The sequence below is a fragment of the Rhizobium sp. YS-1r genome (assembly GCF_000757525.1).
GTDB classification, from domain to species: Bacteria; Pseudomonadota; Alphaproteobacteria; order Rhizobiales; family Rhizobiaceae; genus Neorhizobium; species Neorhizobium petrolearium.
Map to the genome: position 1 here is coordinate 322,403 of NZ_JPYQ01000055.1, position 25,083 is coordinate 347,485.

At 61.3% G+C, this 25,083-nt stretch carries 22 protein-coding genes; 20 read left to right on the forward strand and 2 right to left on the reverse strand.

The genetic code is table 11. From position 1 onward, the window contains the following. Window positions 1-34: 34 nt before the first annotated feature. Complete coding sequence (locus JL39_RS24345) at window positions 35-970, reverse strand: tyrosine recombinase XerC (protein ID WP_037156809.1); 936 nt, start codon at window positions 968-970, stop codon at window positions 35-37. A 151-nt stretch (window positions 971-1,121) separates the two neighbouring features. Between JL39_RS24345 and JL39_RS24350 the strand changes: the two genes are divergently transcribed. From JL39_RS24350 to JL39_RS24395, 10 genes are all read left to right on the forward strand, one after another. Then, on the forward strand, window positions 1,122-2,051 hold the full coding sequence (locus JL39_RS24350) for a 1-acyl-sn-glycerol-3-phosphate acyltransferase (protein WP_037156811.1): 930 nt from the start codon (window positions 1,122-1,124) through the stop codon (window positions 2,049-2,051). Between the two features lie 5 nt (window positions 2,052-2,056). Next, window positions 2,057-2,494, forward strand: a complete 438-nt coding sequence (locus JL39_RS24355) for a GNAT family N-acetyltransferase (RefSeq protein ID WP_037156813.1) — start codon at window positions 2,057-2,059, stop codon at window positions 2,492-2,494. Window positions 2,495-2,535: 41 nt separating this feature from the next. Continuing rightward, the gene (locus JL39_RS24360) at window positions 2,536-3,672 is read left to right on the forward strand and encodes an AAA family ATPase (RefSeq protein ID WP_037156816.1); all 1,137 of its coding nucleotides are present in this window, start codon (window positions 2,536-2,538) and stop codon (window positions 3,670-3,672) included. A gap of 49 nt (window positions 3,673-3,721) precedes the next feature. Next, complete coding sequence (locus tag JL39_RS24365) at window positions 3,722-5,944, forward strand: primosomal protein N' (RefSeq protein WP_037156818.1); 2,223 nt, start codon at window positions 3,722-3,724, stop codon at window positions 5,942-5,944. 70 nt (window positions 5,945-6,014) lie between these two features. Then, window positions 6,015-6,398 (forward strand): hypothetical protein, encoded by a 384-nt coding sequence (locus tag JL39_RS24370; RefSeq protein ID WP_037156820.1) that lies wholly within the window; start codon window positions 6,015-6,017, stop codon window positions 6,396-6,398. Window positions 6,399-6,660: 262 nt separating this feature from the next. Further along, complete coding sequence (locus JL39_RS24375) at window positions 6,661-7,227, forward strand: F0F1 ATP synthase subunit delta (protein WP_152601253.1); 567 nt, start codon at window positions 6,661-6,663, stop codon at window positions 7,225-7,227. Then, complete coding sequence (atpA, locus tag JL39_RS24380) at window positions 7,227-8,756, forward strand: F0F1 ATP synthase subunit alpha (RefSeq protein ID WP_037156825.1); 1,530 nt, start codon at window positions 7,227-7,229, stop codon at window positions 8,754-8,756. The genes JL39_RS24375 and atpA overlap by 1 nt, the downstream gene beginning before the upstream one ends. A gap of 42 nt (window positions 8,757-8,798) precedes the next feature. Beyond that, window positions 8,799-9,680, forward strand: coding sequence for a F0F1 ATP synthase subunit gamma (locus JL39_RS24385; RefSeq protein ID WP_037156827.1), 882 nt, complete (start codon window positions 8,799-8,801; stop codon window positions 9,678-9,680). A 23-nt stretch (window positions 9,681-9,703) separates the two neighbouring features. Beyond that, window positions 9,704-11,134 carry a F0F1 ATP synthase subunit beta gene (gene atpD, locus JL39_RS24390; protein ID WP_037156829.1) on the forward strand — a complete coding sequence of 477 codons (1,431 nt, stop codon included), beginning with the start codon at window positions 9,704-9,706 and terminating at the stop codon, window positions 11,132-11,134. A 174-nt stretch (window positions 11,135-11,308) separates the two neighbouring features. Beyond that, on the forward strand, window positions 11,309-11,716 hold the full coding sequence (locus tag JL39_RS24395) for a F0F1 ATP synthase subunit epsilon (protein WP_037156831.1): 408 nt from the start codon (window positions 11,309-11,311) through the stop codon (window positions 11,714-11,716). A gap of 53 nt (window positions 11,717-11,769) precedes the next feature. Here JL39_RS24395 and JL39_RS24400 read toward each other — a convergent pair whose 3' ends face one another. Further along, window positions 11,770-12,666, reverse strand: a complete 897-nt coding sequence (locus tag JL39_RS24400; RefSeq protein ID WP_037156833.1) for a LysR substrate-binding domain-containing protein — start codon at window positions 12,664-12,666, stop codon at window positions 11,770-11,772. Window positions 12,667-12,736: 70 nt separating this feature from the next. Here JL39_RS24400 and JL39_RS24405 point away from each other — a divergent pair, with 70 nt between their 5' ends. The 10 genes from JL39_RS24405 (at window position 12,737) to JL39_RS24450 (ending at window position 25,073) form a co-directional block, all read left to right on the forward strand. Beyond that, window positions 12,737-13,921, forward strand: coding sequence for an iron-containing alcohol dehydrogenase (locus tag JL39_RS24405; RefSeq protein WP_227704333.1), 1,185 nt, complete (start codon window positions 12,737-12,739; stop codon window positions 13,919-13,921). Continuing rightward, a complete protein-coding gene (locus JL39_RS24410; RefSeq protein WP_037156834.1) occupies window positions 13,921-15,420 on the forward strand; it encodes an aldehyde dehydrogenase family protein in 1,500 nt (499 codons plus the stop codon). The genes JL39_RS24405 and JL39_RS24410 overlap by 1 nt, the downstream gene beginning before the upstream one ends. A gap of 13 nt (window positions 15,421-15,433) precedes the next feature. Beyond that, entirely contained in the window at window positions 15,434-16,558 is a 1,125-nt protein-coding gene (locus JL39_RS24415) for a mandelate racemase/muconate lactonizing enzyme family protein (RefSeq protein WP_037156836.1), read from the forward strand. A gap of 68 nt (window positions 16,559-16,626) precedes the next feature. Next, the gene (locus tag JL39_RS24420; protein ID WP_037156838.1) at window positions 16,627-17,520 is read left to right on the forward strand and encodes a LysR family transcriptional regulator; all 894 of its coding nucleotides are present in this window, start codon (window positions 16,627-16,629) and stop codon (window positions 17,518-17,520) included. Window positions 17,521-17,688: 168 nt separating this feature from the next. Next, window positions 17,689-18,168, forward strand: a complete 480-nt coding sequence (locus JL39_RS24425) for a formate dehydrogenase subunit gamma (RefSeq protein ID WP_037156840.1) — start codon at window positions 17,689-17,691, stop codon at window positions 18,166-18,168. Next, entirely contained in the window at window positions 18,165-19,721 is a 1,557-nt protein-coding gene (locus tag JL39_RS24430; RefSeq protein ID WP_037156842.1) for an NADH-quinone oxidoreductase subunit NuoF, read from the forward strand. The genes JL39_RS24425 and JL39_RS24430 overlap by 4 nt, the downstream gene beginning before the upstream one ends. Window positions 19,722-19,725: 4 nt before the next feature. Beyond that, entirely contained in the window at window positions 19,726-22,605 is a 2,880-nt protein-coding gene (fdhF, locus tag JL39_RS24435; RefSeq protein WP_037156843.1) for a formate dehydrogenase subunit alpha, read from the forward strand. Window positions 22,606-22,609: 4 nt separating this feature from the next. Next, on the forward strand, window positions 22,610-23,437 hold the full coding sequence (gene fdhD / locus JL39_RS24440; RefSeq protein ID WP_037156845.1) for a formate dehydrogenase accessory sulfurtransferase FdhD: 828 nt from the start codon (window positions 22,610-22,612) through the stop codon (window positions 23,435-23,437). Beyond that, on the forward strand, window positions 23,427-23,765 hold the full coding sequence (locus JL39_RS24445) for a formate dehydrogenase subunit delta (RefSeq protein ID WP_037156847.1): 339 nt from the start codon (window positions 23,427-23,429) through the stop codon (window positions 23,763-23,765). Before fdhD ends, JL39_RS24445 begins: the two co-directional genes overlap by 11 nt. A 258-nt stretch (window positions 23,766-24,023) precedes the next feature. Then, window positions 24,024-25,073, forward strand: coding sequence for an aldo/keto reductase (locus JL39_RS24450; protein WP_037156849.1), 1,050 nt, complete (start codon window positions 24,024-24,026; stop codon window positions 25,071-25,073). The last annotated feature ends 10 nt before the right edge of the window (window positions 25,074-25,083 follow it).

A 25,083-nucleotide genomic window follows, 5' to 3' on the forward strand; every position in this document is an offset into this window, starting at 1 on the left:
GATAAGCACTTAATGCAGGTAGTTAATGACATATTTACGCTCGCGGGTGGGCGCGGTCGTAGACTTCCAGCAGCCGGGACGAATCGACGCCGGTATAGACCTGGGTCGTCGAAAGGCTGGCATGGCCCAGGAGTTCCTGGATGGTGCGCAGATCGCCGCCACCGGCCAGAAGATGCGTGGCGAAGGAATGGCGCAGCGCGTGCGGCGTTGCCGTTTCCGGCAGGCCGAGGGCACTCCTGAGCTTCTGCATCTCGCGCTGGATGATCGCCGGCTGCAGCGGCCCGCCGCGCGCGCCGCGGAAAAGCGGCTGGTCCGCGGCGATATGGAACGGACAAAGCTTCCTGTAGGTCGCCACCGCATCGAACACGATCGGCAGCAATGGCACGATGCGCGTTTTGCCACCCTTGCCGGTGATACGCAGCGTTGTCGAACCGGGGGCGAGGTCGGCGGGCTTGAGGCCTAGCGCTTCCGAGATGCGCAGTCCGCAGCCATAGAGCAGGGTGAGCACCGCGGCATCGCGCGCGGCGATCCAGGGTTCCTCCTGCAATTGGGCGTCCGTAGTGACGAGGTTCAGCGCCTGGCGATCGGTGAGCGGCTTCGGCAGGGATTTCGGCTGCTTCGGCGCGCGGATTGCGCCGGCGGCTGCGGCGTTCACCAGGCCCTTGCGCTCCAGATAGCGCAAGAAGGAGCGAAGTCCTGCCAGATGGCGGCCTAGCGAGCGTGCGCCGGCCCCTTCCCGGCGGCGCGCGGCCAGGAAGGCGCGCAGATCCGCGGGACGCAGGGTATGGATATCGGCAAGCCTGGCCGGACCTCCCAGGTGAGCGGTCAGGAATGTCAGGAATTGCCGCGTGTCGCGTTCATAGGCATCCAGGGTGTTGTCGGAAAGGCGACGTTCGTTCGCCAGGCTCTGAAGCCATTCGCGGCGTTTTGCGACCAGATCGGGTGCGGCAATAATCAGCAGTTCGTTCATTCCCGGACCCGGTTGAATTCTGAGAAAAGCCGCCCCAGATTGCTACCGACGGCGTTACGAAATTCCTAAGCCCTATTTTAGTCCATGTAACAATGTCATCGTTCGATCATACAGGCTGCGATATAATGGCGGCCTGCCAGCGGGAGTTTCTATGGCGCGCCGTGATTCCACCACCACGTTCGGACAGTTCGCGGAGACAATCGCTCTCGTTTCTCAAGGCAAGCCCGGCCATATCGTTGACACGCTGATCGCCGAGCGCGGCGAGCGCATCGTGAAGAATCCGCTTTGGCCAGTGATGCGACCGTTTCTCTATGCGCTGCTGCGCTACGGCAAGGCAATCGAATTCGCGGACGATGTTGCCAGCATGCCCGGCTTTCAGTCCTTCGAATATCTGAGCAATGTGCTGCAGCTGGATATTGCGATCGCCAATGCCGAGCGCATTCCTGCCGCGGGCGGTTTCATCCTTGTCAGCAATCATCCGACCGGTATTGCCGATGGCGTCGCTATCTTCGACCTGCTGAAAGAGCGCAGGCCTGACATGATGATCTTCGCCAATCGCGATGCGATCCGCGTAAACCCGCGCTTTGCCGAAATGATCATTCCGGTCGAATGGCGGGAAGAATACAAGAGCAAGCTGAAGGCCCGCGAAACTTTGGTTCTGACCAACAAGACGGTCGAGGACGGCAAGGTGATGGTGCTCTTCCCGTCGGGCCGCATCGCCTATTGGGCGGACGGGAAGCTCAATGAGCGCCCCTGGAAGACGTCGGCCGTGGGGCTGGCGCGCAAATACAACATGCCCATACTCCCGATCCATATGCGGGCACGCAATTCCGGCCTGTTCTATTGGTTCGCCAAGTGGTCGACCGAACTGCGCGACATGACGGTATTCTACGAGCTTTTGAACAAGAAGGGCGACCGTTTCGATTTCACCATCGGCCAGATGATCCAGCCGGATCAGCTCGAAGGTGATGCGGCCGAGGTCACCAAGGCACTGGAGCATCATACCGTCTTCGAACTTGCCGCCAATGGTGATGCGAGGTTCACTGCGGCGGGACGATCGGATGCCGCGTCGGCAGCCTGACCGATATGGAAATCTCCACTTATCCGTTCCGTGATCCGCTTCCCGATGAAATCGAGCGATTGGCCGAAGCAGCGGAGCTGGAAGGATATCTGCATATCCGCCGACTTGTCGTCGAATGGGCCGCCGGGACGAACCGGTTCGATAGACCCGGCGAAAAATTACTCGGCGCCTATCAGGACGGATCGCTCGTTGCAGTTGGCGGTATCACGACCGAACTGTCGTGCGACGAATGGCTTCGCATGCGCCGGTTCTACGTATTGCCCGGTTTTAGGGATAGGGGTGTCGCACGGATGCTGGCGGCCAAGCTGCTGGAGCATGCGCGTAAGCACACGAACACCGTCACGGTCCATGCTGGAGATGAGCGTGCAGTCCTGTTTTGGCAGGCCATGGGTTTTCGACTGCTCGCCGGGGAAAGGTATACGCATATCCTTGAATTCAGTTGAACGGCGTTCTTTTCTTCGACGGCCTAGGGTAGAAGTCGGGTATGCTGCTTCGCTCGATGTTTGCCCAAAACTACCGCTCGCTCCGGTCGATCCGCATGGATCTTTCCGGCGTCAACCTGTTTATCGGCGAGAACGGCGTCGGAAAGTCCAACCTCTACCGCGCTCTTCAACTCGTTCAGGCGGCTGTGCGGGGCAATCTGGCTCACGAGATTGCGGCCGAAGGCGGCATGGCGTCTGCGCTCTGGTCCGGCCCGAGGCGGGAGGAGAAGAATTTTCGGATCAAGTTCGAGGCGGAGGTGCTGGACGAGGAGCGGGCCATCACCTTTCGCTATCGGGTCGAGGCAGGGCTTCGCCCGCCCATCGACGCAGCGGGCTTTGTCTTCGAGCCGCAGGTGAAAGCGGAGGAGCTGTCGGTCGAGACGGGTTCGCGGCCGGTGACGATGATGAAGCGCGCCGGGCCGGGCATCATGGTGCGGGGAACAAGCGGGCGGATGGAGGAATATCCCGAACAGGCGATGACGTCCGAGACGGCGATCGCGCTGCTTGGCGATGCCGGGCACTACCCGGAAGTCGGCGCCTTTCGCCGCCTGGTCGATGGATGGCGGTTCTTTCACGGGTTTCGCACGGACCGGGACTCACCTTTGCGGCAGCCCTGTCTCGCTGTGACCTCTCCTCTCCTGGATCAGGACGGCAGCAACATGGCCGCGGTCTTTGCGACGCTGGTGCACACGCGCGGGGATACGGTGGAGCTCGACCGGGCGGTTGCGGCCGCTTTCGGCGGGGCGAAGCTCTCTGTGCCGGAGCCCGGCGAACATGCGGAATTCGGTCTCGTCTTTCCGGATTTTCCGCGGCGGGTGTTTCAACCGCGCGAGCTTTCCGACGGTCAGATTCGTTTTCTGGGACTCGCGGCCGCGCTGATGTCCTATCGCCAGCCGCCACTGATTGCGCTCAACGAGCCGGAAACCAGCCTGCACCCGGACATGTTGCCGCCGCTTGCCGACATGATTGCGGAAGCCTCCCGCTCCAGCCAGATCTGGATTGTCACGCATTCGGAAGTGCTGGCTGCGGCGGTCGAGGCGCGTTGCGGCAGCCGGCCACGCAGAGTGATCAGACAGGGGGGCGCCACCTGGATCGAAGGCATGAGGCTGACGGGGGTCATCGACACAGAGGATGAGTAGCCCTCTTCAGGGTTCACTTTTGTTCCGCGTCGGGGCATGTTCGCCGCCCATGGGCAAAGATTCGTCCGATCTCTTCGGTTCGCTGTTTAAAACACCGCCATTGGTTAAAGTGGTGCCGGTCCTGGTGCCGCTGCCGGTGCCGGGCGCCTATAGCTATGCGGTTCCGGAAGGCTTGGCAGTGGAGCCCGGCTCGGTCGTGCAGGTACCGGTCGGGCCGCGGCAATTGATCGGCGTCGTCTGGGACGGCGAGAACGACGACAGGCTCGATCCGAAGAAGCTCCGACCGATAACGCTCGCCTTCGATTGCCCGCCGCTTTCAATAGAAATGCGCGATTTCATCGACTGGGTTGCGAACTATACGCTCTCGCCGCCCGGGTTGGTGGCACGCATGGCGATCCGGGCGCCGGCGGCCCTCGAACCAGAGCCGATGGTGGAGGGCCTGCGTTACCTCGGCGGCCAGCCGGAGCGTCTGACGCCTGCGCGGACCCGGGTGCTCGATCTGGCCAATCAGGAAGACATCCCCTGGACCCGTAGCGGGCTTGCGCATGCGGCCGGCGTCTCATTGAGCGTCATCGACGGGCTCACCGCACAGGGCATATTCGAAACGGTCTTCCTGGCCCCCCCTCCCGTCGTCGCCAGGCCCGATCCGGACTATATCGCGCCGCGCATCGAGGGACCGCAGAAGGAGGCCGCCGAGGAGATCGTCGACTCGATCCGGACCGGCGGCTTTTCCACGTCGCTGATCGACGGCGTTACCGGCTCCGGCAAGACGGAAGTGTATTTCGAGGCAATCGCGGAGACCTTGCGGCGCGGCAAGCAGGTGCTGATCCTGCTGCCGGAAATTGCGCTGACGGCAAGCTTTCTCGAACGTTTCCAGGACCGGTTCGGCGCCAAGCCGGGCGAATGGCATTCCGATCTTTCGCCGCGCATGCGCGAAAAGGTCTGGCGCGGTGTCGTGACGGGCGAGGTGCAGGTCGTGGCCGGCGCCCGCTCCGCGCTCTTTCTGCCTTTCGAGAACCTCGGGCTCATTATCGTCGATGAAGAGCACGATCCCGCCTACAAGCAGGAAGACCGCGTTTTCTATAATGCCCGCGACATGGCCGTGGTGCGCGCCCGGATCGGTGATTTTCCGATCGTGCTCGTCTCGGCGACGCCATCAGTCGAAAGCCAGGTCAATGGGCTTTCCGGTCGTTACAACACCGTGCATCTGCCGACCCGTTTCGGCGATGCGGCGATGCCAGACCTGCATCTCATCGATATGCGACGCCACCCGCCGGAGCGCGGCGGCTTTTTGTCGCCCGTGCTGATCCGGGCAATTGCCAAGACGATCGGGCGTGGTGAGCAGGCGCTGCTCTTCCTCAATCGCCGGGGCTACGCGCCGCTGACGCTCTGCCGCGTCTGCGGCCATCGTTTCCAGTGCCCGCAATGTTCGAGCTGGCTCGTGGAACACCGTTTCAAGAACCAGATCCAATGCCATCAATGCGGGTACTCCGAGCCGACGCCGGAAGCCTGCCCGGAATGCGGTACGCTCGATCACCTCGTTGCCTGCGGGCCGGGCGTCGAGCGCATCGCCGAGGAAGTGGAAAAGCACTTTCCGGACGCGCGAACGATCGTCATGTCGTCCGACCTGCTCGGCGGCGTCAAGCGCATGCGGCTGGAGCTGGAGGCGATCGCCAAGGGCGATGCCGATATCGTCATCGGCACGCAGCTCGTCGCCAAGGGGCACAATTTCCCGCTGATGACGCTGGTCGGCATCGTCGACTCCGACCTTGGACTGTCGAACGGCGATCCGCGGGCGGCGGAGCGCACCTTTCAGCTCCTTTCCCAGGTGACCGGCCGAGCGGGCCGGACGGGTCGCAAGAGCCACGGCCTGCTACAGACCTTCCAGCCGCAGCATCCGGTCATGCAGGCGATCGTTTCGGGCGACGCTAGCGCTTTCTACGAGCGCGAGATTGCCGAGAGAGAAAAGGCGATACTCCCTCCCTTCGGTCGACTCGCCTCGCTGATCGTATCGGCCGATACGCGGGCGGATGCGGAAAGCCATGCCCGCGGGCTCAGAGCCGCTGCGCCCAAGGTTAGCGGCATTTCCGTGCTCGGACCGGCGGAAGCGCCGCTTGCGCTGGTGCGGGGCCGGCACCGTTTTCGGCTGCTCGTACATGGGCGGCGCAATTCCGACATGCAGGCCTTCCTCCGGGCGATGCTGACGAACGGGCCGAAGCCGCGTGGGTCGGTGCAGATCCAGCTCGATATCGACCCTCAGAGCTTTCTCTAGGTCGCCACTCTTAGCGAGTTGTTTACCGCTTGCGCTAAAATCAGACGATTCGAACAAGGGCGAGAACCGGATGGAACTCTATTTTCCCACTGAACTCGGCGAACAACTCGCTTTCGTTTGCGCCGCGGCAACTGCTGTTCTCGGCCTCGTCGCTTTCCTGTTCCCGGCTTTCGTCCTGCGCCTGACGGCATTCCAGATCGGCGAAGTGCGGCCGGAGGGGTACGCTTCCGTTCGCGCCGCGGGAGCGCATCATCTTGGGCTGGGGCTGACGGCCATCATGCTGGCCCAGGACTGGATCTATATGGTGCTCGGTATCGCACTCGGATTCGCAGCCACCGGACGTCTCGTCTCCTGCGCCTTCGACCGGGCCTTCACCCTTCGAAATATTGCATTTTTCTTACTTCAGGTTGTGCTGGCGGCCGGGCCGCTCGCCTATGTCTTCGGGACGATTTGACGCCTCAATTTGAGGCCGCGGACCACAATTGCCTGAAAATCCCTCCGCTTGCGGGATAAAATGCGGTTCAAGCCCTTGCATCCAAGGCTTTTTCCTCTATCAGGCGTGTTGCGGTGGCCTACATCCTATGCTAGACGAACCGCGAAAGTCGGAAAGGGTAGGGCGCCCGCCCTGCAGGTTCTGAGAAATAATCAAACGATTTCAAGGTCTTGCTGCACCTTTTACGGAAGGTTTGGCGCTTGGATGGCAGTACAGGGAAACTGTGCCCGTGGCAGACACGTCCCAGCTTATTTCCGGTGTAGCGGAGCGTTACGCTTCCTCGCTTTTCGAACTGGCTCTGGAGGCTGGTTCGGTCGACAAGGTCGGTGCCGATCTTGATCGTTTTCAGGTGCTGTTGGACGAAAGCGAAGACCTGCGACGCCTGGTCGCAAGCCCGGTTTTTTCCGCCGAGGAGCAGCAGAAAGCCATCGTCGCCGTTGCCGACAAGGTTGGCATCACGGGCCTCGTCGGCAATTTTTTGAAGGTCGTTGCCGGCAATCGCCGCCTCTTCGCGCTCCCCGGCATGATCCGCGCCTATCGCGAGATCGCTGCGGCACATCGCGGAGAAATCACCGCCGAGGTCACTTCGGCATATGCGCTTTCCACGGCGCAGGAAACTGAGCTCAAGTCGGCGCTGAAGGGCGTTACCGGCAAGGATGTGGCAATCGCCGTGACGGTCGATCCGTCGCTTCTCGGCGGTCTCATCGTCAAGGTCGGCTCTCGTCAGATCGACACCTCCCTTCGCACCAAACTTTCCACCCTTAAGCTTGCACTGAAAGAGGTTGGCTGATGGATATCCGCGCCGCGGAAATTTCCGCAATTCTGAAAGATCAAATCAAAAACTTCGGCCAGGAGGCTGAGGTTTCCGAAGTCGGCCAGGTTCTTTCCGTTGGCGATGGTATCGCCCGCGTTTATGGTCTGGACAATGTCCAGGCCGGTGAAATGGTCGAGTTCCCGGGCGGCATCCGCGGCATGGCGCTGAACCTCGAAGCCGACAACGTCGGCGTGGTTATCTTCGGTTCCGACCGTGCCATCAAGGAAGGCGACACCGTCAAGCGGACCGGCGCCATCGTTGACGTTCCGGTTGGTCCGGAACTGCTCGGCCGCGTCGTCGACGCGCTTGGCAATCCGATCGACGGCAAAGGCCCGATCAATGCAACCCGCCGTTCGCGCGTCGACGTGAAGGCTCCGGGCATTATTCCGCGCAAGTCGGTTCATGAGCCGATGTCGACCGGTCTCAAGGCCATCGACGCCCTCATCCCGGTCGGCCGTGGCCAGCGCGAACTCGTCATCGGCGACCGCCAGACCGGCAAGACCGCCATCATTCTCGATACGATCCTGAACCAGAAGGCCATTCACGACAACGGCCCTGATTCGGAAAAGCTGTACTGCGTCTACGTCGCCATCGGCCAGAAGCGTTCGACCGTTGCCCAGTTCGTCAAGGTTCTCGAAGAGCGCGGCGCCCTGCAGTATTCGATCATCGTTGCCGCTACGGCTTCCGACCCGGCCCCGATGCAGTATCTGGCGCCGTTTGCCGGTTGCGCCATGGGCGAATACTTCCGTGACAACGGCCAGCACGCCCTGATCGGTTACGACGACCTTTCCAAGCAGGCCGTCGCCTATCGTCAGATGTCGTTGCTGTTGCGCCGTCCGCCAGGCCGTGAAGCCTACCCGGGTGACGTCTTCTACCTGCATTCCCGCCTTCTGGAGCGCGCCGCAAAGCTCAACGACGACCGCGGTGCCGGTTCGCTGACTGCTCTGCCGGTCATTGAAACCCAGGGCAACGACGTTTCGGCCTTCATTCCGACCAATGTGATCTCGATCACCGACGGCCAGATCTTCCTCGAAACTGACCTCTTCTACCAGGGTATCCGCCCGGCCGTTAACGTCGGTCTGTCGGTTTCCCGTGTCGGTTCTGCCGCACAGATCAAGGCGATGAAGCAGGTTGCCGGTTCGATCAAGGGTGAACTCGCCCAGTATCGCGAAATGGCTGCCTTCGCCCAGTTCGGTTCGGATCTCGATGCCGCGACACAGCGCCTTCTGAACCGCGGTGCCCGCCTGACCGAGCTCCTGAAGCAGCCGCAGTTCTCGCCGCTCAAGACGGAAGAGCAGGTTGTGGTGATCTTCGCCGGCGTCAACGGCTATCTCGACAAGATTTCCGTCGCGGAGGTCGGCAAGTTCGAGCAGGGCCTGCTGTCCTACCTGCGTACCGAAGGCAAGGCTATCCTCGATACGATCCGTAGCGAGAAGCAGATTTCGGACGACACGCGCGCGAAACTCAAGGCGGCTCTCGACAGCTTTGCCAAGTCTTTCGCCTGAGAACGGATCAAGCCCAACTAACCCCCAGGGGACCGATAACGGATGCCTTCACTTAAGGATCTGAAAAACCGGATCGCCTCCGTCAAGGCGACGCAGAAGATCACCAAGGCGATGAAGATGGTCGCCGCGGCGAAGCTGCGCCGTGCCCAGGAGGCGGCCGAGGCCGCCCGTCCTTATGCGGAGCGGATGAACAAGGTGCTGGCCGGCCTTTCGGCCGCCAACGCCGGCAATGCCGAAGCGCCGTTGCTGCTGTCGGGAACGGGCAAGGATCAGGTTCATCTCCTGATCGTCGCGACCGGCGAACGCGGTCTGGCCGGGGGCTTCAACTCCTCGATCATCCGTCTTGCCCGCGATCATGCGCAGAAATTGCTCTCCCAGGGCAAGACGGTGAAGATCTTGACCGTCGGCCGCAAGGGCAACGATGTCCTGCGCCGCAGCTTCAAGGAAAATATCGTCCACTACATCACCTTCCGCGAAGTCAAGCAGCTTGGTTTCGTGCAGGCGGATGAAGTGGCGCACAAGGTATTGGGGCTGTTCAATGCCGGCGAGTTCGATGTTGCGACTTTGTTCTTCGCGCGCTTTCAGTCGGTGATTTCGCAGGTGGCAACTGCTCAGCAGATCATTCCGGCAAAGTTCGAAGCGAGCGAGGCAGCGAATAACGGGTCTTCGGCGCTCTACGAGTATGAGCCCGGCGAACAGGAAATTCTCGAAGACCTGCTGCCGAAGAACATCGCGGTGCAGATTTTCCGGGCGCTGCTTGAAAACAACGCTTCCTTCTATGGCGCGCAGATGTCCGCGATGGACAGCGCGACGCGCAATGCCGGTGAGATGATCAATAAGCTGACGCTTTCCTACAACCGCCAGCGTCAGGCGCAGATCACCAAGGAACTCATTGAAATCATTTCGGGCGCGGAAGCGCTCTGAGGTAAAGAAAGAGGGTAAGAATCATGGCTACCGCAACGGGCTCGTCCCTCGGCAAAGTGACCCAGGTTATCGGCGCTGTCGTTGACGTCGCTTTCGACGGCGACCTTCCGGCGATCCTGAACGCGCTTGAGACCGACAACAACGGCAACCGCCTCGTTCTCGAAGTCGCGCAGCACCTCGGTGAAAACTCTGTTCGCACGATCGCGATGGACTCGACGGAAGGTCTTGTCCGCGGTCAGCAGGTCACTGATACCGGCGCTCCGATCTCGGTTCCGGTCGGCCCGGAAACGCTTGGCCGCATCATGAACGTCATCGGCGAGCCGGTCGACGAAGCTGGCCCGCTCAACACCGAGCACAAGCGCGCCATCCACCAGGATGCTCCGGCCTACGTAGAACAGTCCACGGAAGCCCAGATCCTCGTCACGGGCATCAAGGTCGTCGACCTTCTCGCCCCTTACGCGAAGGGCGGCAAGATCGGCCTCTTCGGCGGCGCAGGCGTCGGCAAGACGGTTCTCATCATGGAACTGATCAACAACGTCGCGAAGGCGCACGGCGGCTACTCCGTTTTCGCCGGCGTCGGCGAGCGGACCCGTGAAGGCAACGATCTCTATCACGAAATGATCGAGTCGGGCGTCAACAAGCATGGCGGCGGCGAGGGTTCCAAGGCAGCCCTGGTTTACGGCCAGATGAACGAGCCGCCGGGCGCCCGCGCTCGCGTCGCTCTGACTGGCCTGACGGTCGCCGAAGATTTCCGCGACAGGGGCCAGGACGTTCTGTTCTTCGTCGACAACATCTTCCGCTTCACCCAGGCAGGTTCGGAAGTGTCGGCTCTGCTCGGCCGTATTCCTTCGGCCGTCGGTTATCAGCCGACGCTTGCAACCGACATGGGCCAGATGCAGGAGCGCATCACCACCACGACCAAAGGCTCGATCACCTCGGTTCAGGCCATCTATGTTCCGGCCGACGACTTGACCGACCCGGCGCCGGCGACCTCGTTCGCCCACCTCGACGCGACAACGGTTCTTTCCCGTTCGATCGCCGAAAAGGGCATCTACCCGGCCGTCGATCCGCTCGACTCCACCTCGCGCATGCTCGACCCGATGGTCGTTGGTGAAGAGCACTACGACGTGGCTCGTAAGGTCCAGTCGACCCTGCAGCGCTACAAGGCGCTTCAGGACATCATCGCCATCCTTGGCATGGACGAACTGTCGGAAGAGGACAAGCTGACGGTTGCCCGTGCCCGCAAGATCGAGCGCTTCCTGTCGCAGCCCTTCTTCGTCGCCGAAGTCTTCACCGGTTCGCCGGGCAAGCTCGTCGCGCTCGAAGACACGATCAAGGGCTTCAAGGGCCTCGTCAACGGCGAATACGACCACCTTCCGGAAGCAGCCTTCTACATGGTCGGCTCGATCGAGGAAGCAGTCGAGAAGGCCAAGAAGCTGGCGGAAGCGGCCTGATTCTGAACGAGATGGCGCGCGGGAAAATTTCCGGTGCGCCGTCACTGCATAGAACACAGAGCATCTCGGCTAAAACAGAATCGCCTTTGATGCTCTGACTTTTGTTTTCTCGCGATTCCGGATGCAAAACCGCTAGGAATTTTTGCTGGAATTGCTCTAAGGAAGTGGACCGTTATGGCCGACGCTTTCAATTTTGAACTGGTTTCGCCCGAGCGTCTCCTCGTGTCGGAGAAGGTCACAGAAGTGGTGATTCCGGCCACTCTCGGCGAAATGACGGTGCTGGCCAATCACGCACCGACGATGACGACCATCAAGCCGGGCGTGGTTTCCGTGAAACTCGCCTCCGGCCAGATCAACAAATACGTGGTGTTCGGCGGCTTCGCCGACATCCTGCCGACCGGCTGCACGCTGCTTGCCGAATCCGCCGTGCCGCTCAGCGAAGTGACGCGCGAGACGCTGCAGCGGCGGATCGAGGTTACACAGGCCGAGATCGATAAAGCCCAAAGCGATGAGCACAAGACCAAGCTGGAACTGTTCCTGGCAGAACTGACCCATCTCAACGGCATCGTCATGCCGGCCTGAGTGCCCAACCATTCAAGAATTGCTGGCGGCCCAAAAGGCCGCTTTTCTTTTGTCTATTGACCTGCGAGCAGGTGCTGATGCAGGCGCGTCGCCCCCGGTGAAAGGGAGCGGTAGCGTGGCATGCCAAGATAATAGCCGTAACCGGTTTCGATCCGATTCGATCCGACTTCGATCAGTGCCCCGGATGCAAGTTGTTCCGCGATCAGTCCGATGCTGCCGAGTGTGATGCCTTCGCCCTGCAGGGCCGCGTCGATTGCCAGCGAATAGGTGGAAAAGGAAAGCCGCGGGTTCGGCCACCTTTTCGGCGGATGCGGGATGCGCGTGAACCATTGCCGGAACGAGATCCAGTTGGCGTTGAACCGCTCGTAGTCGATCAGATCAAGATCGGCAACTTCATCGGCAGTTAGTGATGCGGCATCCAGGCCTCTTCGGGCAAGATAGGCGGGAGAGGCGACCGGCACCAGGATTTCCTTCCTCAGCAGTGTCAAATTCCAGCGCGGGTGTTCGCCGGTGGAATAGAGGATGACGAGATCGTTGGCCTCGGACGCCAGTTCCGATGGTGAATCCGTCGTCAGCAGCCGTACGGAAACGGAGGGACTTTCGTTGTCGAAATCCTTGAGCCGCTTGCCGAGCCAGAGATGCGAAACCGAGCCGCTTGCAGCAATCGAGATGATTTCGCGCCCGCCGCCACGGAAGGGTTCAAGGCTTTCCTCCAGATATTCGAGCATTGCGCGTACTCGCTGGAAAAGCCGCTCACCCTCCGGCGTCAGGGCCAGATTGCGACCGCGGCGGGTGAAGAGCTTTGCGCCGAGTTGATCCTCCAGCCCCTGGATGCGGCGGCTCACGGCGGCTTGGGTGATATGAAGCTCACGGCCGGCGCGGGAAAAATTCATGAAGCGGCAGGCGGCGTCGAAGACGCGAAATGCTTCCAGAGGAATGCGGTCGAGCATCACGTTTCTCCATAATCTCAAGTCATCCAATATCCCGAAAAACCGATGGATTTGAAGAGCTGAGATTGTGATGCAGACTGAAGGCATTCCCAAACCGGATTTGCTGCCCGTGTCATTCTCGACTTCTTCCATTCCTCGTATCCGCTTCGCCGCCGGGGCGTTTCGTGAGATCGCATCCGCCGCAAAGGCCTTTGAGGGTGCGCGAACCGCCTTGATCGTGATGGATGGCTTCCTGGTCTCTTCGGGATTGGCCGGGGAAATTGCTGGCGATCTGGCCGAGATCGGGATTGAGGCGCGGCTTTATTCGGATTTTTCCGGAGAGCCGAAGCTTGCGCATGTGCGAGCCGCGACCGAAGCGGCCAGAGGCGCTGATCTAATGATCGGTGTCGGCGGCGGTTCGGCGCTGGATATCGCCAAGATCGCAGCCTGCTGTGCGACGTCCAGCGACGATCCGATGTTCTATGCGCTTGCCGCCAACCAACTGCCGAGGAATCCGCTCAAGAAGATCATGGTGCCGACGACAGCCGGCACGGGATCGGAAACGTCCGCGACGAACATTTTTACGGGTCCGGAAGGCAAGAAGCTGTGGATCTGGGGGGTGGAGACCAAAGCGGACCTCGTCATCCTCGACCCGAAGCTGACGATTTCGCTGCCGCCGCATCTCACGGCCTGGTGCGGCATGGATGCCTTCATCCACGCTTTCGAGGCCTCGACCAACCGCAATGCGCATACGGGTGCCAAGCTCTATGCTTATGAGGCGATGCGGCTCATCGCCGGCTCGCTGGAAACGGCGGTCAAGGTGTCTGGCAATCTCGATGCGCGCGGAAAGGTGCTGCTCGGCTCCTGTTATGCCGGCGTCGCGATCGACAATTGCGGGACGGCGGTAGCCCATAATATCAGTCATGCGCTGGCGGGGTTGGCGCCCGTGCATCACGGGCTGGCCACTGCGCTCGGCTTCGAGGCGACGTTGCCGTGGCTCGTCGAAGTCGATACGGCCGATCTGCATGCCGCAGCCAAAGCGATCCGTCTCGATGATGCTGCGGCGCTGCCGGCCTTCGTCTCAGACATGATGGATCGCTGCGGGATAGTGCGCGCGCTGCCGAAGGCATTCGAACCCTTCAATGCCGCCGATCTGGCCGCAGAGATGCGTGCGCCGGAAAATCAGCCGATGCGGCGTTCGACAATCCGCGACATGTCCGATGCGGATATCGATGCGTTCGCCGACAAGATCATGTCGCTCCCGAGGACCCTCTGATGACCGGAATCTACACCCGCGACTACTGGGAAAAGAAACTATCGACGCTGACGCTGGAAGGCCGGCATTTCATCGATGGCGAATATCGGGCCTCGACGTCCGGACAGACCCTTACCCGCGTTCGCCCGATGGACGGCAAGCCGGGCGCGGAACTGGCTCGCGGCAATGCTGCGGATATCGATGCGGCGGTTGCTGTGGCACGAGCAGCGTTCGAAAGCGGCGTCTGGCGAAGCCAAGAACCGCTCGAAAAGAAAAAGGCCATGCTCCGTTGGGCGGAGTTGATCCGCGCCCATGGCGAAGAGCTTGCGCTGCTGGAGACGCTTGATGTCGGCAAGCCGGTGCTGGCATCGCTGAACGTCGACGTGCGGCTGTGTGCGGACGGCATCCAGTATTATGCCGAGATGATCGACAAGATGTATGACGAGATTGCACCGAGTGGACCGAACGCCCTCGCTCTGGTGCGCAAGGTGCCGCTCGGCGTTGTCGGAGCGATCACGCCCTGGAACTATCCGATGATCATTGATGCCTGGAAGCTTGGGCCGGCGATCACGGCCGGCAATTCCGTGGTGCTAAAGCCTGCCGAACAATCCTCGCTTTCGGCGATCCGGCTCGCTGCATTGGCTGTCGAGGCGGGGCTTCCGGCGGGCGTGCTGAACGTCGTTTGCGGTTATGGCGAAGAGGCCGGCAAGCCGTTGGCGCTGCATATGGATGTGGATATGATTGCCTTTACCGGCTCGACCGAAGTGGGCAGGCTGATCATGGGATACGCGGCGCAATCGAACGTCAAGCGCGTGGCACTGGAACTCGGCGGCAAGTCACCGCTCGTCGTCTTCGCGGATGCCGATCTCGATGCCGCCGCATCGGCCGCCGCCTGGGGGTGCTTCTACAATTCCGGCGAAACCTGCCATGCCTCGACCCGGCTTCTCGTGCAGCGCTCGGTTCAGGACGAGCTGATCGGGAAGATAGAGGCGGTGACGAAAAGCGATATTGTGCTTGCGCATCCCTTCGAGCCCTCGGCGCAGATCGGCGCTCTGATCGAGGAAGCGCATATGCAGAAGGTGCTCGGCATGATCGCGACCGGCGAGAAGGAAGGTGCACGGCGCGCCTTCGGAGCCGAGCAGAGATTAACCGAAACCGGTGGCTACTATATCTCACCCGGCGTGTTCGTGGACATGACCAACGACATGAGCCTCGCCCGACAGGAGATCTTTGGCCCGGTCCTGGCGGCTATCCCCTTCGATACGGAGGAAGAGGCGCTGCGGCTTGCCAACGACACGATCTACGGGCTTGCCGGCGCGGTCTTCACGAAGGACATGGACCGGGCGCACCGCTTTTCCGAAGCAATCCATGCCGGCACTGTGTGGATCAACACTTATGACATGTCGAGCTTTGCGACGCCGTTCGGCGGCTTCAAACAATCCGGTTTCGGGCGCGACCGTTCGGTGCACGCGATCAACAAATATTGCGACTACAAGACAATCTGGCAGCAGTTCGGATAGGCGGGGAGGGGACATGAGCCGGATCGCATCGATAGAAATTTCGCATCATCGCCTGGAGCTCGATCCGCCTTTCAAGGCAAGCTGGGACGGCCGGCCGCGGCATCATTTCGACGCGACGATCGTCCGGGTACGGGACGATGATGGGCGCGAGGGTATTGGTTCCGGTGACCTGATGAAGGGATTCGACGGCCATGAAGACCTGTTCATCGGTCAGGATCCGCGTCATATCGAGCGACATTACGAGGTTCTGTCGCATATCAACTTCCATTACGGTCGCTGCTGGCCGCTCGATCTGGCGCTCTGGGACCTGGCTGGGAAGATAACGGGCGAACCGGTCTGGCGCATGCTCGGAGGGCGTGCCGATCATGTCCGGCTCTACGCTTCTTCCGGCGTGCTGCGAGATCCCTCCGCGATGGCGGAACAGGCGGAACATTATGTTGAGGAAGGGTTCGCCGCGATGAAAGTGCGGTTCTCCTCATCCGCCGGCGGGCGCTCGAACTGGCGCGACGACGTGAAGGCGCTGGAAGCGATCCGCCTTCGTGTCGGTGATCGGCTGGAGCTGATGGTCGACTGCAATCAGGGTTGGCGCATGCCTTGGGACACGACGCTGCCCTGGACCTTCAAGGATTCGCTCGTCGTGGCGCACGAACTCGAACGGCTCAATATCTACTGGATGGAGGAGCCGCTGCATCGTTCCGACCTCAAGGGCATGAAAGCGCTCAAAGAGGCGACATCGGTGCGGATCGCCGGCGGCGAGATGACTCGTGAGCTTTACGAGTTCCGGGATATCATCGAGGAACGAGCCTTCGACGTGATCCAGCCGGACGTGGCGCTGGTCGGCGGTATCACCGGCTGCCGTCGGCTCGTCTATCAGGCGCGCGAAGCGGGCGTGATGTTCACGCCGCATAGCTGGACGAACGGGATCGGCGTGCTGGCGAATGCGCATCTGACGGCCGGCGCAGGCGATGCTCCCTTTCTCGAATATCCTTACGACAATCCGGAATGGAGCGAAGCGCGGCGCGATTTCCCTCTTGTCCAGCCGCTGACGCATGAAAATGGCTGGTTGGAACTCGGCAAGGACCCGGGTCTTGGCATCGTGCTGGACGAAGAGCGGTTGAAGGCCACGCGGATCGGTTAGGGTCATCGCTGCCAACCGGCTTGTATGCCGGCGCGCAACGCGTTAGCGCTGGTGCCAGGAGGTTTGCGATGATCGACAAGTTGGAATTCTTCATCGCGCTCGCACGCGAAGGCCATTTCGGCCGGGCAGCCGAGGAATGCGGCATCTCGCAACCGTCGCTTTCGGCAGCGATCCGGCAGCTCGAGGAGAGCCTCGGCGTGCAGCTCGTCGTGCGTGGCTCCCGTTTCCAGGGGCTGACGCCGGAGGGACAACGGGTGCTGGAATGGGCGAAGCGCATCGTCGGCGACACGCGCACCATGCGCGAAGAGATGCGCGCCGCGCGCAAGGGGCTTGCCGGTCACATCCGGCTCGCGGCGATCCCGACCGCGCTTGCCATGATACCGCGGCTCACAGAACCCTTCCAGGCAAAGCATCCGGATGTCACCTTTTCGGTCGTCTCGCGCAATTCGTTGCAGGTGCTCTCCCAACTCGACAATTTCGAGATCGATGCGGGGATCACCTATCTCGACAACGAGCCGCTTGGCCGCGTCACGAGCGTGCCGCTCTATTCCGAACATTATAATCTGGTCACGGCAGTCGGTACGCCGTTGGCTGATCGCGAGCAGGTGACCTGGAAGGAGATGGCCGATCTCAGGCTCTGCCTGTTGACGCCGGACATGCAAAACCGCCGGATCATCAATCAGCATCTCGCAGATGCCGGCGTCACCGTAGAGCCGATGCTTGAATCAAATTCCATGGTCGTGCTGCTCTCGCATGTTGGCACTGGCCGATGGGCGAGCATCATGCCGCGCAATGTGGCTCGTTCATTCGGATTCGCCAAGCAAATTAGCACGATTCCGATCGTTGAACCTGAGGCCAGTCATATCGTCGGATTGGTGGCGACGCATCGCGAGCCGTTTACGCCGCTGGTCTCCGCTCTATTGCACGAAGCGCGCAACCTGAGCCCTGCGGCGATGGATTGATAGCTTTTTTCTATCGATCAACCAATCTCCTTTATTGACGGTTGCAGCATGCGTTGCGAGAGTCCGCCTTCATAGGTGAAGTACGACCGCCGGACGGCTTCGCCAGCTTTCTGATCCGCAAATGGTCGAAAAGAGGGCCGTGTCGGATCAGCCGGGAGGCTAGAAGATATGAACATGCGCATTTCCGCTGGTGAGTTCACCGAGCGGTCGCTTCAGATCATCAGGGATCTGAAGCATCTCGAAGGCCCGATGCTGCCGATCCTGCATGCGATCCAGGCGGAGTTCGGTTATGTGCCGGAGGAAGTGAAGCCGATCATCGCCAGCGAACTCAACCTGTCGCGCGCGGAAGTGCATGGCGTCGTCACTTTCTACCATGATTTCCGCGAGCATCCGGCCGGCCGGCATGTGTTGAAGCTCTGTCGCGCCGAGGCCTGCCAGTCGATGGGCAGCGACCGTATTGCCGATCGTGTCCGTGAACTTTTCGGGATCGACTTTCATCAGACGACGCTGGACGGCGCCGTCACGCTGGAGCCGGTCTACTGTTTGGGCCTTTGCGCCTGCGCGCCGGCTGCAATGCTGGACGGAGAGGTTTACGGCCGCGTGGACGAGCACTGTCTTGATGAGATCATTACGGAGGTGCGCCGATGACGGTGGCAATCTTCGTGCCGCGCGATGCCGCTGCGCTCGCGCTCGGAGCCGAAAAGGTGGCGAAGGCGATTACCCAGGAGATCGCAGCCCGCGGCCTCGATGCGAAAGTGGTGCGCAACGGCTCGCGCGGCATGTTCTGGCTGGAGCCGCTCGTCGAGGTTCGCAATGGGCATGGCCGTGTCGCCTACGGCCCGGTGAAGGCGAGCGATGTGAAAGGCCTATTTGATGCCGGATTCCTGACGGGCGGCGATCATCCGCTCTGTCTCGGGCTGACGAAGGATATTCCGTTCCTTCGTCAGCAAACGCGTCTTACTTTTTCCCGGTGCGGGGTTACCGATCCGGTTTCCCTTGATGACTATCGGCAGTATCAGGGGCTGAAGGGACTGGAAAAAGCGCTCTCCATGGCTCCTGCCGAGATCGTCAGGGAAGTCACTGACAGCGGCCTGCGCGGACGTGGTGGAGCGGGCTTCCCGACCGGCATCAAATGGAAGACGGTTCTGGATGCGGCCGGTCCGCAGAAATACATCGTCTGCAATGCCGACGAAGGGGACAGTGCGACCTTTGCCGACCGTATGATCATGGAGGGCGATCCCTTCGTGCTGATCGAAGGCATGATCATTGCGGGCGTCGCGACCGGTGCCACCAAGGGTTATGTCTATATCCGTTCCGAATATCCGCATGCGATCGAGACGATGACGGAGGCGGTCGAGATCGCCCGTGTCGCCGGTATCCTCGGACCGTCGGTGATGGGGTCGGCGCATGCGTTCGACATGGAAATCCGATCGGGTGCCGGTGCCTATGTCTGCGGCGAGGAGACCTCGCTCCTCAATTCTCTCGAAGGCAAGCGGGGGATCGTGCGCGCCAAACCGCCGCTGCCGGCATTGAAGGGGTTCCTCGGCCGTCCGACCGTGGTCAACAATGTCATCTCGCTTGCTTCCGTGCCGGTCATCATGGATCGGGGGGCGGCCTTTTATCGCGATTTCGGCATGGGCCGGTCGCGGGGCACGATCCCGATCCAGATCGCCGGCAATGTCAAATATGGCGGGCTCTACGAGACCGCTTTCGGCCTGTCGCTGGGTGAGATCGTCGATCATATCGGCGGCGGCACGGCAAGCGCACGGCCGGTAAAGGCGGTGCAGGTGGGCGGCCCGCTGGGCGCCTATTTCCCACGTGCTCTGTTCGATACGCCGTTCGATTACGAAGCCTTTGCGGCCAGGGACGGATTGATCGGCCATGCGGGGATTACCGTTTTCGACGACACGGTGGATATGCTCAAACAGGCGCGGTTCGCGATGGAATTCTGCGCCATCGAAAGCTGCGGCAAGTGTACGCCGTGTCGTATTGGCTCGACACGGGGCGTGGAAACGGCCGACAAGATTGCTCAAGGCGTCGAGCCTGAGAAGAACAAGGCGCTGTTGGCGGACCTCTGCAACACGATGAAGTTCGGCTCGCTCTGTGCATTAGGCGGCTTTACGCCCTATCCGGTGATGAGCGCGATGAATCACTTCCCGGAGGATTTCGCTCCAACACCCTTTATCGAAGCGGCGGAGTAACATCATGTCCCTCGTTCACGAAATCGACTACGGCACGCCGGCGTCCGGATCCGAAACCCAGGTGACGCTTACGATCGACGGGCGGCAGATCACCGTGCCGGAAGGCACCTCGATCATGCGCGCCTCGATGGAAGCCGGCATCCAGGTGCCGAAGCTTTGCGCCACCGACATGATCGACGCTTTCGGCTCCTGCCGCCTCTGCCTCGTGGAGATCGAAGGCCGCGCCGGAACGCCGTCCTCCTGCACTACGCCGGTCATGCCTGGCATGGTCGTCCACACCCAGACAAACCGGCTGAAGGACATCCGCCGCGGCGTGATGGAACTCTATATCTCCGACCACCCGCTCGACTGTCTCACCTGCGCCGCCAACGGCGACTGCGAATTGCAGGACATGGCCGGCGCGGTGGGACTCCGCGACGTCCGTTACGGCTACGAAGGCGACAATCACGTCAAGGCTCGCAACAATGGCGAGATCAACGCCAAGTGGATGCCGAAAGACGAATCGAACCCTTACTTCACGTATGACCCGTCGAAGTGCATCGTCTGTTCGCGGTGCGTGCGTGCCTGCGAGGAAGTGCAGGGTACGTTCGCGCTGACGATCGAAGGTCGCGGTTTCGAGAGCCGCGTCTCGCCCGGCATGCACGAGCATTTCCTGGATTCGGAATGCGTTTCCTGCGGTGCCTGCGTACAGGCCTGCCCGACCGCGACACTCACGGAGAAGTCTGTGATTGCCATCGGCCAGCCGGAACATTCGGCCGTCACGACCTGCGCCTATTGCGGCGTCGGCTGCTCCTTCAAGGCGGAGATGCGTGGCGAAGAACTCGTCCGCATGGTGCCCTACAAGGATGGCCAGGCGAACCGCGGCCATTCCTGCGTCAAGGGCCGTTTCGCCTATGGCTATGCGACCCACAAGGACCGCATCCTCAACCCGATGATCCGCGAGAAGATCTCCGATCCGTGGCGCGAAGTGACCTGGGAAGAGGCTTTTGCGCACGTGGCGTCGGAATTCAGGCGCTTGCAGTATCAGTATGGCCGCGACTCGGTCGGCGGCATCACCTCGTCGCGCTGCACCAACGAAGAGACCTTCCTTGTGCAGAAGCTGATCCGCGCCGGCTTCGGCAACAACAATGTCGATACCTGCGCGCGCGTTTGCCACTCGCCGACCGGTTACGGCCTTGGCCAGGCTTTCGGCACCTCGGCCGGCACGCAGGATTTCGACTCAGTCGAACACACGGACGTCGTGATCGTCATCGGCGCCAATCCGACTGATGGTCATCCGGTGTTCGGCTCGCGGCTGAAGAAACGGTTGCGCCAAGGTGCCAAGCTGATCGTCATCGATCCGCGCCGCATCGATCTTGTCCGTACGCCGCATGTGGAAGCCGCCTATCACCTGCCGCTGCAGCCGGGCACCAATGTCGCCGTGCTGACCGCGCTGGCGCATGTCATCGTCACCGAAGGCCTGTTCGACGAAAAATTCATCCGCGAGCGCTGCGACTGGTCGGAATTCGAGGACTGGGCAGCCTTTGTGTCCGAAGAGCAGCACAGCCCGGAGGCGACGGAAAAATTCACCGGCGTGCCGGCCGACCTCGTCCGCGGCGCGGCGCGGCTCTATGCCACCGGCGGCAACGGCGCGATCTATTACGGCCTCGGCGTCACCGAGCACAGCCAAGGTTCTACGACAGTCATGGCGATCGCCAATCTTGCGATGGCGACCGGCAATATCGGCCGTCCGGGCGTCGGCGTGAACCCGCTACGCGGCCAGAACAATGTGCAGGGCTCCTGCGACATGGGCTCCTTCCCGCACGAATTGCCGGGCTATCGCCATATTTCCGACGACGCGACCCGCGACATCTTCGAGAAGATGTGGGGGGTGACGCTCAACAACGAGCCGGGCCTGCGTATTCCCAACATGCTGGATGCGGCCGTCGAGGGCACGTTCAAGGGTATCTACATCCAGGGCGAGGATATCCTGCAGTCCGACCCGGACACCAAACACGTTTCGGCAGGGCTTGCTGCGATGGAATGCGTGGTGGTCCACGACCTCTTTTTGAATGAGACGGCCAATTACGCGCACGTCTTCCTGCCGGGGTCGACCTTCCTCGAAAAGGACGGCACGTTCACCAATGCCGAGCGCCGCATCAACCGAGTCCGCAAGGTGATGAGCCCGAAGAACGGTTACGCCGACTGGGAAGTGACCCAGAAGCTTGCGCAGGCGATGGGGCTCAACTGGAGCTATACCCATCCATCCGAAATCATGGACGAGATCGCCGCGACCACGCCGAGTTTCGCCCTGGTTTCCTACGACCATCTCGACAAGATGGGTTCGGTTCAATGGCCATGCAACGAAGCCCATCCGGCCGGCTCGCCGATCATGCATGTCGACGGTTTCGTGCGCGGCAAAGGCAAGTTCATCCGCACGGAATATGTCGCGACCGATGAACGCACAGGCCCGCGCTTTCCGCTGCTACTCACCACCGGCCGCATCCTCAGCCAGTACAATGTCGGCGCCCAGACGCGACGCACCGACAACGTCGCGTGGCATACGGAGGACCGGCTGGAGATCCATCCGCATGACGCCGAGCAGCGCGGCATCAAGGACGGCGATTGGGTGAAGCTTGCCAGCCGCTCCGGTGATACGGCGCTCAGGGCACTGATCACGGACCGCATGGCGCCGGGCGTGGTCTATACGACTTTCCATCACCCGAACACGCAGGCAAACGTGATTACCACCGACTTCTCCGACTGGGCGACCAATTGCCCGGAATACAAGGTGACGGCGGTGCAGGTTTCGCCCTCCAACGGTCCGACCGAATGGCAGAGCGACTATGAAGAACTGTCTCGCCGGTCGCGGCGGATCGCGGGGAAATTGGAGGCTGCGGAGTAACCGCATGAATTTGCTCAAGACCACCGCCACAGTCCCGGAAATCGCTCGCCGTAATGGCGTCATTCGCGCCGGTTCGCGGGTGGTGCCCGAGGAGGTGCCGATCGCCTTTTCCTATGGCGGTTCCACTCATGCGGTGATGATGGGCACGCCCGCCGATCTCGAAGATTTTGCCGCGGGCTTCAGCCTGACGGAGGGTATCATCACCTCGGCGGACGAGATAGAGGAGATCAGCGTCGTCGATGAAGGGCGTGGCCTCGACGTGCAGGTTACGCTTGCCGAAGATAAGGAAGATGCCCTTCGTACCCGCCGGCGGCATATGGCGGGGCCGGTCGGCTGCGGGCTCTGCGGCATCGAGTCGATCGACCAGGCGATACGGCCCGTGCCGGATGTTTCGGCCGTCCTGCTGGCGCTGACCTTGAAGGACGTCACTGATGCTGCCGCATCGCTCAACGATGCGCAACCGCTGCATGCCGAGACCCATGCGGTTCACGGCGCCGGTTTTTTCGTGCCCGGCAAAGGCCTGATCGCAGTACGGGAGGATGTCGGCCGCCATAATGCTCTCGATAAGCTGGCTGGCGCATTGGTTCGGCAGGGCATCGAAGGCCCGTCCGGCGTGGTCGTCGTCACCAGCCGGATTTCGGTCGAGATGGTCCAGAAGACGGCGATTCTCGGCAGTGCCCTTCTGGTCGCCATTTCCGCACCGACCGCGCTTGCCATCCGCACGGCAGAAGAAGCGGGTATGACCCTCATCGCGCTGACGCGCGGCGAAGATTTCGAAGTCTTTACGCGTACCGATCGCATTACCACTGGAGTTGTCGCCGATGTCGCATGATCAGGGGCTGGAAAAACTGATCCGGATGGCGAACCAGATCGCCACTTTCTTCATGTCGCAGCCGGAAAACGTACGTGCCGAAGGGGTCGCCACACATATCAACAAGTTCTGGGAGCCGCGCATGCGCCGGCACCTTTTCGAGCATCTCGACAACGGCGGTGAGGGGCTTCTGCCGCTTGTCATCAAGGCTTCGGTGCTGATCCGCCGACCGGACGCCAAGGCCGGATCGGGCGTCGGAGAGGACGCGGAGGAGGGGGCGCCCGGCGGCAAGGGACCGGCATCGGGAGAATCGCTTTCCGAACCGAGCATCCCGGAAGTCAGGGCCTGATAGCGCGAATTTCTGTCTTCCGGATCGCGAATCAACGATTGCCGAGCCGCGTCGTCCCAGGGCGGCGAACGAATCTTCGCTCACATAAAAGTTCCCAAAAAACGGAGGCGGCTCCGATTGACGAAACGGGAATGCGATCTAGATTGATCGTGGAGCCTGACGCCGCTTTCCCCAAGCTCATCCCGCGCGTTCCGCGCGCCGCCCGGCTCCGTACAGATTATCTCGATCTTCAGCCTTCGGTGCACACGGGAGTTTTCCATGCGCTACAATCAGCTCGGTAATACGGGTCTTTTCGTTTCAGAAATTTGCCTCGGCACCATGACGTTCGGAGAGGCAGGCGCCGCCTCGCAATGGGGCCAGATCGCCGGCGTCGAACAGGACGCCGCCGACAGGATCGTCGCGCGATCGCTGGCTGCCGGCGTCAACTTCATCGATACGGCAAACGTTTATTCGCTCGGCAATTCCGAGCGTATTCTCGGCCAGTCTCTCAAAAATCTCGGCGTAGCGCGCAAGGACGTCATCATCGCCACCAAGGTTCATGGTCAGATGGGCGACAAGCCGAACGATCGGGGTTCTTCGCGTGGCCATATCATGGATTCCGTAGAGCAAAGCCTCGAACGGCTGCAGACGGATCATATCGATCTCTATCAAGTTCATGGCACGGATACGGTGACGCCGATCGATGAGACGTTGCGGGCGCTGGACGATCTCGTGTCACGCGGCCTCGTGCGTTATGTCGGCCTTTCCAACTGGGCGGCCTGGCGCATCGCCAAGGCGCTCGGCATTTCCGAACGCAAGGGTTTTGCCCGTTTCGAGACGGTGCAGGCCTATTACTCGATCGCCGGTCGTGATCTGGAGCGCGAGATCGTTCCGTTGATGCAGGAAGAGAAGCTTGGTCTGATGGTCTGGTCGCCGCTCGCCGGCGGTCTGCTTTCCGGAAAGTACGGTCCCGGTGCGTCAAGCAACGGCGAAGGCCGCCGCGCGAGCTTCGATTTTCCGCCGGTCGATAAGGATCGCGCCTGGGCCTGCGTTGCTGTCATGCGCGAAGTAGCCGCCAAACATGGCGCGAGTGTCGCGGAAGTGGCGCTGGGCTACATCCTGGCCAAGCCGTTCGTGACCAGCGTCATCATCGGAGCCAAACGGTTGGAGCAGCTCGAAGAAAATCTCAAGGCGGTGACCTTGAGGCTCGATGCCGATGATATGGCGAGGCTGGACGAAGTGAGCGCACTGCCGCCGGAATATCCTCGCTGGATGCTCGATCGTCAGGGGGCTGGACGCAGGCCTGCCCCGTTCGAACCAAAGGAATGATCATCAAATA